This is a genomic window from Flavobacterium sp. N2820, from assembly GCF_025947285.1.
GTDB lineage: Bacteria > Bacteroidota > Bacteroidia > Flavobacteriales > Flavobacteriaceae > Flavobacterium.
In genome coordinates, this window is sequence record NZ_CP110008.1 from 1,587,358 (window position 1) to 1,601,002 (window position 13,645).

The 13,645-nt window shown below is 32.7% G+C and carries 8 protein-coding genes; 1 reads left to right on the top strand and 7 read right to left on the bottom strand.

The window, feature by feature from the left end:
• Nucleotides 1-122: 122 nt before the first annotated feature.
• The 7 genes from OLM52_RS07655 to OLM52_RS07685 form a co-directional block, all read right to left on the bottom strand.
• Nucleotides 123-2,387: an aconitate hydratase gene (locus OLM52_RS07655; protein WP_264547951.1), complete on the bottom strand. Its 2,265-nt coding sequence runs from the start codon at nt 2,385-2,387 to the stop codon at nt 123-125.
• 123 nt (nt 2,388-2,510) lie between these two features.
• Nucleotides 2,511-5,282: a bifunctional aconitate hydratase 2/2-methylisocitrate dehydratase gene (locus tag OLM52_RS07660; protein ID WP_264550527.1), complete on the bottom strand. Its 2,772-nt coding sequence runs from the start codon at nt 5,280-5,282 to the stop codon at nt 2,511-2,513.
• Nucleotides 5,283-5,563: 281 nt separating this feature from the next.
• The gene (locus OLM52_RS07665; RefSeq protein ID WP_264547952.1) at nt 5,564-6,673 is read right to left on the bottom strand and encodes an acyltransferase family protein; all 1,110 of its coding nucleotides are present in this window, start codon (nt 6,671-6,673) and stop codon (nt 5,564-5,566) included.
• A gap of 40 nt (nt 6,674-6,713) precedes the next feature.
• A complete protein-coding gene (locus OLM52_RS07670; protein WP_264547953.1) occupies nt 6,714-7,667 on the bottom strand; it encodes an AAA family ATPase in 954 nt (317 codons plus the stop codon).
• Between the two features lie 92 nt (nt 7,668-7,759).
• Nucleotides 7,760-9,112 carry a peptidylprolyl isomerase gene (locus tag OLM52_RS07675; protein WP_264547954.1) on the bottom strand — a complete coding sequence of 451 codons (1,353 nt, stop codon included), beginning with the start codon at nt 9,110-9,112 and terminating at the stop codon, nt 7,760-7,762.
• Nucleotides 9,096-9,947, bottom strand: coding sequence for a hypothetical protein (locus OLM52_RS07680; RefSeq protein ID WP_264547955.1), 852 nt, complete (start codon nt 9,945-9,947; stop codon nt 9,096-9,098). Before OLM52_RS07680 ends, OLM52_RS07675 begins: the two co-directional genes overlap by 17 nt.
• Nucleotides 9,948-11,915 (bottom strand): peptidylprolyl isomerase, encoded by a 1,968-nt coding sequence (locus tag OLM52_RS07685; RefSeq protein WP_264547956.1) that lies wholly within the window; start codon nt 11,913-11,915, stop codon nt 9,948-9,950.
• Nucleotides 11,916-12,040: 125 nt separating this feature from the next.
• Here OLM52_RS07685 and OLM52_RS07690 point away from each other — a divergent pair, with 125 nt between their 5' ends.
• The gene (locus tag OLM52_RS07690) at nt 12,041-13,636 is read left to right on the top strand and encodes a peptide chain release factor 3 (protein ID WP_264547957.1); all 1,596 of its coding nucleotides are present in this window, start codon (nt 12,041-12,043) and stop codon (nt 13,634-13,636) included.
• Nucleotides 13,637-13,645 lie beyond the last annotated feature (9 nt).

The window sequence follows — 13,645 nt, forward strand, 5'->3', positions numbered from 1 at the left end:
TAATTGCTTAGACCAACTTGTAGTTAATGGTGATTTCATGCTAAATTTTTTCAAAAATACTAAATTAGAAACAAAAAACTCCTACAAATTATAGGAGTTTTTTTAAATAAAATACAATTTAATTATGCTTTACCAGCCGCAATTAAATTTAAAGCAGAACCTGCAACAAACCAGCCAATTTGGCTATCGTTGTAGGTATGATTTGCTAAAATTACATCTTTAGTTCCATCAGCGTGAACAAATTCTAATGTTAATGGTTTTCCAGGAGCAAATTCTGTCAAATCTAAGAAATTGATAGTATCGTCTTCTTGAATTTTGTCATAATCTGATTCGTTTGCAAAAGTTAAGGCTAACATACCTTGTTTTTTCAAATTGGTTTCGTGAATACGAGCAAAAGATTTAACTAAAACCGCTTTTACACCTAAGAAACGAGGCTCCATAGCGGCATGCTCACGTGAAGAACCTTCACCATAATTATGGTCACCCACAACAATTGAAGGAATACCCGCCGCTTTATAAGCTCTTTGAACCGCAGGAACTGCATCATATGCTCCCGTTAATTGATTTTTAACTGAATTTGCTTTACCATTGAAAGCATTTTCTGCGCCAATTAACATGTTATTAGAAATATTATCTAAGTGACCACGGAAACGCAACCATGGACCGGCCATCGAAATGTGGTCTGTTGTACATTTTCCAAAAGCTTTGATTAATAATTTAGCTCCCGTATAATTTTTACCATCCCATGCATCAAAAGGTGCCAACAATTGCAAACGATCTGAAGTTTCAGAAACGGCAACTTGAACGCTAGAACCATCTGCTGCTGGCGCTTGGAAACCTGCATCTTCTACATCAAAACCTCGCTTTGGCAATTCATCACCAAATGGGGCGTTTAATTTAACTGCTTCACCTTTATCATTCAACAACGTATCAGTTAACGGATTAAAATCCAAACGACCTGAAATTGCTAGAGCAGCTACCATTTCTGGCGATGTTACGAAAGCATGCGTATTTGGATTACCGTCTGCTCTTTTAGAAAAGTTACGATTAAATGAATGTACGATAGTGTTTTTTTCTTGTTTATCTGCTCCTTCTCTATCCCATTGTCCAATACATGGTCCGCAAGCGTTTGTAAATACCTTAGTTCCCATTTTTTCGAAATCAGCAATAATGCCATCTCTTTCAATAGTATAACGAATTTGTTCTGAACCTGGATTAATTCCGAATTCTGCTTTTGGAGTGATTCCGTGCTCCACCGCTTGTCTAACAATAGAAGCAGCACGAGCCATATCTTCGTAAGAAGAGTTAGTACACGAACCTATTAATCCCCATTCTACTTTTAAAGGCCATCCGTTTGCCGCTGCTTCATCTTTCATTTTAGAAACTGGTGTTCCTCTGTCTGGCGTAAATGGTCCGTTAATGTGTGGCTCTAATTCTGATAAGTTGATTTCGATTAATTGATCAAAATAATGTTCAGGATTTGCATATACTTCGGCATCAGCTGTTAAATAAGAAGCTACTTTATCTGCAGCATTTACCACATCTTGACGACCTGTTGCTACTAAATATCTTCGCATAGAATCATCGTAACCAAAAGTTGAAGTTGTTGCTCCAATTTCGGCACCCATATTACAAATTGTACCTTTACCAGTACAAGACATTGCTTCTGCACCTTCACCAAAATATTCAACAATAGCTCCCGTTCCACCTTTCACAGTTAAAATATCAGCTACTTTTAAAATGACATCTTTTGGAGCAGTCCATCCAGATAATTTACCTGTTAATTTTACTCCGATTAATTTTGGAAATTTTAATTCCCAGGACATTCCTGACATTACGTCAACAGCATCAGCACCACCAACACCAATAGCCAACATCCCTAAACCACCAGCATTTACTGTATGTGAATCTGTACCTATCATCAAACCTCCTGGAAAAGCGTAGTTTTCTAAAACAATTTGATGGATAATTCCCGAACCTGGCTTCCAAAATCCGATGCCGTATTTGTTTGAAACAGACGAAAGGAAATCGAAAACTTCTTTGGATTGTTTATTTGCTAATGCCAAATCTTCCCTAGCACCATTTTTTGCTAAAATTAAGTGATCACAATGAACCGTTGTTGGAACTGCAACTGTCTTTTTTCCAGCGTGCATAAATTGCAATAAAGCCATTTGTGCAGTTGCATCCTGACAAGCCACTCTATCTGGAGCGAAGTCAACATAGTCAACACCTCTTTTGTAAACATTAGAAGGCGTTCCATCCCACAAATGAGAATACAATATTTTTTCAGTTAATGTAAGTGGACGACCAACTAAGTCACGAGCTTTGTCTACTCTTGCGGCCATGTTAGCGTACACTTTTTCAATCATTTCTATATCGAATGCCATAATGAATTATTTATTTAAGTGATTTTATTTTGAACCTCCTAATTTACAAAAAAAAGAACAGATAAAAAACAAAAAAAAGCCTAAGTATAACTTAGACTTTTTTATTTTATAAACTTTAATATGTTATCCTACTAATAATTTGTGAGATGGTGCAAACTTTGTTAAATTAATTCCTTCCACAGCTTTTTTGTATTCTTCTATTGTAGGCGTTCTTCCTAAAATAGTTGACAATACTACAACTGGTGTTGATGAAAGCAATGATTCTCCTTTTTTCTCTTCAGTATCTTCTACAACTCTTCCTTGGAATAAACGAGTTGATGTTGCCATAACCGTATCTCCTTTTGACGCTTTTTCTTGGTTACCCATACAAAGGTTACAACCAGGACGCTCTAAGTACAACATGTTTTCATATTCTGTACGCGCAGCGCCTTTTGGTGCGTTATCATCAAATTCAAAACCTGAATATTTTTGTAAAACTTCCCAATCTCCTTCTGCTTTTAGTTCATCAACAATATTGTATGTTGGTGGTGCTACTACTAGTGGTGCATTAAATTTCACCTCACCGTTTTGTGCTTCCACATTTTTAAGCATTTGCGCTAAGATTTTCATATCACCTTTGTGCACCATACATGAACCGATGAATCCTAAATCAACTTTTTTATCACCTCCGTAAAAAGAAAGTGGGCGAATTGTATCGTGCGTATATCTTTTTGAAACGTCTTTATTATTTACATCTGGATCGGCAATCATTGGTTCTGCGATTAAATCCAAATCTATTTCAACTTCTGCATAATATTTTGCATTTGCATCTGGTCTTAATGCTGGTTTATCACCAGATTTAATTTCAGCAATACGCTTATTTGCTTTATTAATCAACCCTTGAAGTACTTGATTGTGATTATCCATTCCTTTATCAATCATGATTTGGATTCTTCCTTTCGCAATTTCTAAAGATTCGATTAACGTTTCATCTTCAGAAATACAAATTGAAGCTTTTGCTTTCATTTCAGCTGTCCAATCTGTAAATGTAAACGCTTGATCAGCTGTAAGTGTACCTAAATGCACTTCAATAATTCTTCCCTGGAAAACGTTTTCTCCACCAAATTTATGCAACATCTGGGCTTGTGTAGCATGAACCACATCACGGAAATCCATGTAACTTGCCATTTCTCCTTTAAAAGTAACTTTTACCGATTCTGGAATTGGCATTGAAGCCTCACCTGTAGCTAAAGCAAGAGCAACCGTACCTGAATCTGCACCGAACGCAACACCTTTTGACATTCTTGTATGCGAATCTCCGCCAATAATGATAGCCCATTCATCAATTGTAATATCGTTAAGTACTTTATGAATTACGTCAGTCATGGCATGGTAAACCCCTTTTGGGTCACGAGCTGTAATTAAACCGAAGTCGTTCATGAATTGCATCAATTTCGGAATATTAGCTTGCGCCTTTTTATCCCAAACTGAAGCCGTATGACAACCAGATTGATACGCTCCGTCAACAATAGGAGAAATCACTGTAGCTGCCATAGATTCTAACTCTTGAGCTGTCATTAATCCAGTAGTATCCTGAGAACCAACGATATTTACTTCTACACGAACATCAGAACCAGCGTGTAATGCTTTTTTAGAAATAGTTCCTACTGCATTTCTGTTGAAGATTTTTTCAACGGCAGTTAAACCTTGCCCATCAATCGAAATTTCTTTTGAAGGTGCATAAACAAGTGGCGCTTCAATTCCAAGTGTTTTTGCAGCAAAAGTTTGGATTTTTTTACCGAAAACAATCGCATAAGATCCACCAGCTTTGATGAATTCCATTTTCTGAGGCGTGAATGCTTTAGAAATGTCAATTAATTCTTTGTCTCCGTTATATAATTTTTTTGTTTTTGTATTGATGGTAAGAACCGTTCCAGTTGCAACAGAATATACTTCTTCTAAAACAGGATCGCCACTTTCATTACGTACAACTTCACCATTAGCATCTGTTTTTTTAACCCAGTTTTTAAGGTCTAAACCGATACCACCAGTAACATCAACTGTTGTTAGGAAAATTGGAGAAATACCGTTTGTTCCTGCAACAATAGGCGCAAAATTCACGAAAGGTACATATGGGCTTGCTTGTTTACCTGTCCAAAGTGCTACGTTATTCACACCCGACATACGAGAAGAACCTACACCCATTGTTCCTTTTTCAGCAATTAACATTACCGACTTATCTGGATGTTGCGCTTGCAAGGCTTTAATTTCTTCTTGTGCTTGAGGCGTAATCATACATTTTCCGTGTAATTCACGGTCAGAGCGTGAATGCGCTTGATTACCTGGAGATAATAAATCAGTTGAAATATCGCCTTCTCCAGCAATGAATGTTACTACTTTAATTTCTTCAGCAATTTCTGGAAGTTTTGTAAAAAATTCTGCTTTTGCATAGCTTTCTAAAATGTCTTTTGCAACTACATTTCCATTTTCAAAAGCTTCTTTAATACGAGCCATATCAGCATCGTAAAGATATACTTGAGTTTTTAAAACATCTGCTGCTTGCTTTGCAATTGCTGCATCATTTCCCAAAGCTAAATCCAATAGAACCTCAATTGAAGGTCCACCTTTCATGTGCGATAATAATTCAAAAGCAAAAGTTGGTGTAATTTCTGCTACTAATTCTTGACCAAGAATAATCTCTTTTAAGAATTTAGCTTTTGCACCAGCTGCAGGAGTGGTTCCTGGCAAAGTGTTATAGATAAAAAACGTAAGACATTCTTCTCTATTTGGATTGTTAGAATCTTTGATTTGAGCAATAATTTCGCTTAACAAATCAGCACTATCAATTGGTTTTGGGTGTAATCCTTGACCTTTTCTCTCTTCAATTTCTTTAATATACTCTTTATAAAGATTCATTTCAGTAGCTAATGCCATACTATAAATAAGTTAATTAGTGTTTGTTGTATTTTTTTTGGTGGCACAAATTTAATAAATCTTAATCAGATTTAAAAATTTTTAATAAAAAGCCTAAATAGAAGAATTATTATTTATAAAGATTCTATTTTACTATTAATATTTCAATAAAAAACACCAAAATGAAAATTAATTGAATTATTCGTAATTTAAAAACAAACTATTGCTAAATTAACAAAAAAGCTAGTTAAGTTTTAATAGAGTGATAATTAAAGAACTAAAACTTAATTTTTATCTCTTAAATTCATCATTGGTTTTTCGTAAAAATGAAATAAAATGGAAGAGAATAAAAATGTAATTAAGAGGTAACATAATGTAAAATAGTGTCTTTCTAAAGATGATAAAACAGTCGTATCAACAAAATACTTCATCAATTGTAAGATGACACTATAATGAAGTAAGTAGATGGAATACGAAATTTTACTGGTAAATTCTACAGGGAATTTTAACCAAGAAGTTGATATTTTCCATTCCGTGAAAATTGGAAAAAAGAAAGCAAATCCAAATGAAGTTAGTGGCAAATAAACCACATTCCAAAAAAATGAACTTTGTTCGATTCTTAAATTTGAAGAGGTAATTCCGAAAAGCAAAAAGAAAAACACACCTATTCCTAAAAAAGCAAAATGCACTTTATATTTTTTCCAAAAAACTTCAAAATTAAAACGAATCCAAGCGATTAAAACACCCACTAAAATTGCATCAATTCTATAAATTACAACTGATTTTAAATTTGAATTCCATTCGGTTAAATTTGAAACCATTTGTGTCTCATTAAAAACAACCTTCGTAGAAACGAAAATAATAAACAACGAAAAAACTATAATTAGAAATCGTTTTGATTTGTTTTTTACGACACTAAAAGTTCCCATAAATAAAGCAAAAGGCAATAACAAATAAGCAAATTCTTCTACCGACAAACTCCAAGATTCTGGAAAAAAGGCAGGTGCTTTACCTAAAAAGTTCTGCAAGAAAACAAAATACAGCCCAACATTTTCGACCTGATAACCAATAAAAAAAGCAATGCCAATATTCAGAATTAAAACGAGATAATAGTTTGGCAATGTTCGAAACCATCTACGTTTTAAAAAACGAAAAACAGATTGTATTGTAAATGAATTAGAAACATATGATTGATACAAAATGGAACCGATGAGAAAACCACTTAAAACAAAGAAAAGTTCCACACCCCAAAAGCCAAATAATTCTAAAAGTGTTGGAATTAAAGCATTACTTTTTGGATAAATCCAAAGCACATGCGAACTTACAACCATTAAAATAGCAGCAGCTCTTAGCACATCTAAACCAAAGATTCTATTTTGTGAATTTACTGTCAAAAAGTTTGAATTGATTTATAAAAATAACAAAAAAAGCTGTTTAAAACAGCTTTTTGATAATATCTTCTTCCGAAATTCCTTCGGCGTCGGCTTTATAGTTTTTTACAATTCTGTGACGAAGAATTCCGGTTGCAACCGCTTGAACATCTTCGATATCTGGAGAGAATTTCCCATTAAAAGCGGCATTGGTTTTCGCAGCTAAAATTAAATTTTGAGATGCACGTGGACCAGCACCCCAATCGATATATGTTTTTACAAATTCATTTGACAATGGATTATCAGGACGTGTTTTACTTACTAAGGAAACCGCATATTCAATTACGTTATCAGCCACAGGAATTTTTCGGATTACGTTTTGAAAATCGATAATTTCTTGTGCAGAAAACAATGGATTTACCACTGGTTTTAAATCTGATGTTGTTGCTTTTACCACATCAACTTCTTCTTGAAAACTTGGATAATCTAATTTAATAGCAAACATAAAACGGTCTAATTGTGCTTCAGGTAACGGATAAGTTCCTTCTTGTTCAATTGGATTTTGAGTCGCCAAAACAAAATAAGGCAAACTCAATTTATAATGATGACCCGCAACAGTAACAGCTCTTTCTTGCATTGCTTCTAACAAAGCTGCCTGAGTTTTTGGTGGTGTTCTATTAATTTCATCGGCTAAGATGATATTTGAAAAAATCGGTCCTTTTATAAATTTAAATTGACGGTTTTCATCTAAAATCTCACTTCCTAAAATATCCGAAGGCATTAAATCTGGTGTAAACTGAATGCGTTTAAAATCTAAGCCCAAAGCTTGCGAAATAGTATTTACCATTAACGTTTTTGCTAATCCAGGAACACCTACCAATAAAGCATGTCCTCCTGAAAAAATGCTCAAAATAATTTGATGTACAACTTCATCTTGCCCAACGATTACTTTAGCAATTTCATTTTTTAACGCCTTTTGTCTTTGAACTAATTCTTGAATGGCTGCTACTTCTGACATATTGAATTTGAAATTTGAATTGAATTATTAATTGACTAAAATAAGAAAAAAACTTATAAAAAACCCTCTGAAAATTCAAAGGGCAATTTAATTTATTTTTTTAACCAGTTATTTGTGAATTCACAATCTTTATAATCGTCATTAATTTTGATATATGTTTCTTTAATTTTTTCTTCGGTCCATTTTGCAATTTGTTTGATTTGCTTGTCGCGAAGTGCCAATTCTTTGATTTTTAAATAATCTTTAGAAAAATCGGCTTGATGTTCTTCAGTTCTATTATTAACAGTGATTATTTTATAGAATTTCCCTCCACCACGTTCTTCATCTAAAATTGGCATTGAAACCTGTCCATCTTTTAATTCAGAAACTTGTGCATACAAAGCTGGATCCATTTTTGTCAATTCAAATCTTGGCTCCATTGTTCTTGGATTTAACAAAACACCACCATTATTTCTTGTTTCTTTTTCGTCTGAAGATGATTTAGCTGCATCTGCAAAAGTAATTTCTTTGTTTTCAATTTTTGCTCTAATGATATCGATTTTCTCTTTCGCATCTTTGATTGCTTGTGAAGAAACCTTTGGCGAAATCAGTATATGACGTAATTCAACTTCTTGTCCTTTGATTTTTTCAACCATAATAATATGGTAACCAAATTCTGTTTCAAAAGGTTCAGAAATTTCACCTTCACCTAAACTAAATGCAACGTCTTTAAATTCTTTTACGAAAGCAGTTTTTCTATTCATTTTATAAAAACCTCCGTTTGAACTTGAACCTGGATCTTCTGAAAATAAAACTGCTTTACTAAAGAAGCTTGAACCCGCCAAAACTTCTTGACGAATTTCGTTTAACTTTTCTACAACCCTTTTCTTTTCGTCTTCTGTGATTATAGGTTTAACAACAATTTGAGCTACTTCCATTTCGGCGCCAAATGTTGGGATTTCATCAGCAGGAATTCCTTTAAAGAAATTTCTAACTTCTTCTGGTGTAATTGAAACTTCGTCAATAATTTTCTTTTGCATTTGAGAAGTTAACTTATTCATTTTGATGATATCATAGAAATAACTTCTAAACTCTTCTTCGTTTTTCTTTCTGTAAAACGTTAGCACTTTATCCATTCCACCAACTTGTTCTACCATGGCGTCGATTTGCTCATTCATATAACTATTCACTTCGGCATCTGTAACTACAATACTATCTTGAATGGCTTGGTGAGCATATAACTTATCCTCCAATTGTTTTCCAAATAATTCGCAACGCGTGATATTTTTTGTATCAATTCCTTGCGCTCTTAACTGAATGAATTCTTGATCAATATCAGAATCCAACACTATATAATCGCCCACAACGGCAATTACTCCATCAACTTTTTCTTTCTTTTGCGAAAAAGCGATAGAAGTTGTTAGTATTAAAAATGGTAAAATGAACTGCTTATTTATAAATTTCATATTTATTGTCATTGATTGCATCATTGGTAATCTCTTTTTCTAATGTGTTTATTAATTCTAATTTTCTATTATTTATGATAATCTGTTTTATTGTTGGTCTTAAAAATTCTAACGGTGTAGGGCTATCTTTAGGCAATACTTTATTAACCTTTACTAACCATACAGTTGTTGAATCAGGATAATCAAAATTTATTCCACTTGAAATATATTTATTTTTATTTTCAATATTTACAAACGGCAATTTTTCATACACTTGGTTGATATCTACCCAAATGGAGTCATTAAAAGCATAACTTTTGAACTTAACAGCCTGTTGCTCTAACTCCTTGATATCTTTTTTGGTAAAGGAACTAAACTTTGCTTTAATATTCGCAAATTTTGGATTTTCTTTAACTAAATTGATATAACGCATCTTTACCAACTCCGAAGAATTTTTAAAAAATTGCTTATTTGCATTGTAATAACTTTCAATTTGTGCTTCAGTAACAACGGTATCAATTTGCCTAATTACTAAATCTTCTAAATAGGCTTTGGTATACAAATCTACTTTATATTGATCAATTAGTGCATTGAATTCTGCAACTTTTGCCTTGCTAATATTTCGCTCAGAAGCTTCAAATAATAATTTTTGAGTTGCCCATCTATCTATGAATGATTTTACAATTGCAATACTGTCTTTTTTGGAAGTTCCGCTTGGAACTAAATTAGCAATATCGTCTAAATACAAATAACTTTTTCCAACACGCGCAATGGCTTTTGGTTCTTTTGCTGCTTTAAAATAGTCGCAAGAAGTAACCAATAATGAAAGTAAAACTATTTGAATCCAAATCTTCATTTATTTTTGCAATTGTTTTTTTACAGCATCAAAAGTGTTTGAATTGATTTTAACATCAAACTCTTTTTTCAATTCATTCACCCAGTTATTTTCTAAATATTGTTGGTAATCATTTACTACTTTTCCTTTGCATTCTGAGAGCACTTTATTTTCAACATCTTTTACTTCTAAAACGTCCACTACAAAATGATATTGATCTTTTGAAACCCTATCTGAAACTCCTTTTGATAAATTAGAATACTGAGGCAAAATATCATAATCTTCTTCAAAAAGACCCGATTTTACCATGATATTAATTTTACCGTCACTATTAAGTTTTTCCTTAATATAATCTATAGATTTTCCTTTTTCCAAAAACTTCTTTGCTTTTTCAATAGCTTCCTTATCTGTTGAGGAAAAGATATTTACATTATATCGTTTTTTCCACTGATAATTTTTACTGTTTTGATTGAAGTAATTTGACAGACCTAATGAATCTGTTTTAGCTTTTGTCCAAATTTCTTTTTCCATTAAATCAAACAACAATAAACCATCTCTATACTCATCCATAACATATTTAAATTCTGGAAATTCATTTTCTAAATTGTCATTGTAATATGCTGTTACTTGATCGTCGATAAATTTTTCAAATAATTCATCAACTAATTTTGAAACGGGTTTAGTCTTAAGCTTAGATTTTTGTTGTACTTGAATAAAGTTTAAAAATTCATTTGCCGAAATTTGTTTTGATTTATTAATAGTCAAAAGAGTTGCTTCGAAGTCTTTTAAATTGGTTGGCAATTCCCAAGTTTGTGCATAAAAATCTTCTGTAACTGCTTTTTTTACGGAAGCCAACACTTTTTTATCTTTAGTTTGTGTGTATTTTGCTCTTAACTTTTTAGCTAACGAATTAGTAATCAACATCGAACGCTCATCTTTTCGAACCTTATCTTCCAATTCATTTTTCAATTCCTCAAATGATTGAACGGGATGTTTATCAATTAACTTAATAATATGCCATCCAAATTGCGATTGAAATGGTTTAGAAATATCATTTTTATTTTGAAGCGAAAATGCAACATTTTCAAATTCTTCCGAACTTAATTGTCCCGCACCAAATCGTTGTAAAACACCGCCTTTAGAAGCTGAAGATTTATCCTCAGAAAATTGAGACGCTAAACTTTCAAAACCTTCACCTTGTTGAATTTTTTGATAAATTTCTTCAATAGTTTGTTTTGCTTTGGCTTCTAATGGAGCATCTGCTGTAGTAGGTTTTACAATCATAATGTGAGCAACTGTAACTTCACCTCTATTTTCTCGCTTGTCTACAACTTTTACTAAATGATATCCAAAACGTGTTCTAAAAGGTTTAGAAACTTCACCTGCATTGGTATTAAAAGCCGCATTTTCAAACGGATAAACCATTCTAAAAGCAGTAAAATAACCTAAATCGCCATTATTTTCTTTCACTGATGGATCTTCAGAAAATTGTTGGGCAACTTTTACAAAATCTTCTCCTGCATTTAATCTATTCTTAATATCCTTGATTTTATTGAAGGCTTTTAAAGTATCCTCTGGCGATGCACCTTCATCAACTAACACCAAAATATGCGAAGCACGAATCTCTTTAGTCATACGATTATAGGCTTCGTTCACTAATTCATTGGTTACTTTCGAATCGTTTATGTAATTTTTTGAAAGCTGATTTCTATAGGATTTTAATTCATTTTGATAAGATGATGAATTTTGTAATCCAATTTTATTAGCCTTTTCAACTTTGAGCTTATAACCTAAAAATAACTCTAAATATTTATCTAAATCTTTTTGCGAATCATCCTTTACTAAATCTAAATTTTTATTATAAACCCTTACAAACTCATCTGTATAATACGGATGATTATCAATTGTAAACAAAATTTCTTTATTTTGAGCAGAAAGAAATGTTTGTGTCAGTAAAAAAACAAAAATAAGCAGACGACTAATTTTCATATAATTCATACATTTTAAGTTGTAATCGACAAAAATAACAATTCAAGACTATTCCACAACATTTATCAACGAGTATTAACAGAAAATTCTGCAAAAAAAGTTATTTTTGCACAAAATTATAACACATGAGCTTTACAGAAGAAATAGCAAGAAGAAGAACCTTTGGAATTATATCACACCCAGATGCTGGTAAAACAACTCTAACCGAAAAACTACTTTTATTTGGAGGAGCTATTCAAGAAGCTGGAGCTGTAAAAAGTAATAAAATAAAAAAAGGCGCAACTTCTGATTTCATGGAGATTGAACGTCAAAGAGGAATCTCGGTAGCCACATCTGTATTGGCTTTTATTTATAAAGATAAAAAAATCAATATTTTAGATACGCCAGGTCACAAAGATTTTGCAGAAGATACTTTTAGAACCTTAACCGCGGTAGATAGCGTTATTGTTGTAATTGATGTAGCCAAAGGGGTTGAAGAGCAAACCGAAAAACTAGTTGAAGTTTGTAGAATGCGAAATATCCCAATGATTGTTTTTATCAACAAATTAGACCGTGAAGGTAAAGATGCCTTTGATTTGATGGACGAAGTAGAACAAAAATTAAAACTTCGGGTAACTCCATTGAGTTTTCCTATTGGAATGGGATATGACTTCAAAGGGATTTATAATATTTGGGAAAAAAATATCAATCTTTTTGAAGGTGATAGCAGAAAAAATATTGAGGAAACCATCGCATTTAACGACATTAACAATCCAGAGTTAGAAAAAATCATAGGTGAAAAACCAGCACAGCGTTTACGAGAAGAATTAGAGTTAATAGAAGAGGTATATCCTGGATTTAATCTAGAAGAATATCTTTCGGGCGAATTACAACCTGTATTTTTTGGTTCGGCTTTGAATAATTTTGGTGTTCGAGAATTGTTAGATTGTTTTGTTGAAATTGCTCCAACACCAAGACCCAAAGAATCTGACACAAGATTAGTTCAACCAGAAGAAGAAAAATTAAGCGGATTTGTGTTCAAAATTCACGCAAACATGGATCCAAAGCATAGAGACAGAATTGCATTTGTGAAAGTAGTTTCGGGAACTTTTGAACGCAACAAGCCTTATTTGCATGTGAGATTGGGGAAAAATTTAAAATTTTCTAGCCCAAATGCTTTTTTTGCAGAGAAAAAAGAGATTGTTGACATTTCTTATCCTGGAGATATTGTTGGTTTGCATGATACTGGAAATTTCAAAATTGGTGATACATTAACTGAAGGTGAAAAGATGAATTTTAAAGGAATTCCGAGTTTTTCACCAGAGCATTTTAGATATATTAATAATGCCGATCCATTAAAATCAAAACAATTAGAAAAAGGAGTTGACCAATTAATGGACGAAGGAGTTGCGCAGTTATTTACACTTGAAATGAACGGAAGAAAAGTTATTGGAACCGTTGGCGCTCTTCAATATGAAGTAATTCAATACCGTTTAGAACACGAATATGGCGCTAAATGTACGTATGAAAACTTCCCTGCATTTAAAGCTTGTTGGGTAAAACCACAAGATCCAAAAAACACTGAATTTGCAGAATTTAAAAGAGTTAAGCAAAAATTTATGGGGACTGACAAATATGGTCAATTAGTTTTTTTAGCTGATAGTGAATTTTCAATACAAATGACTCAGCAAAAATATCCTACAGTAGAATTATTTTTTACATCAGATTTTCAAAAAAGATAATTTATTAGT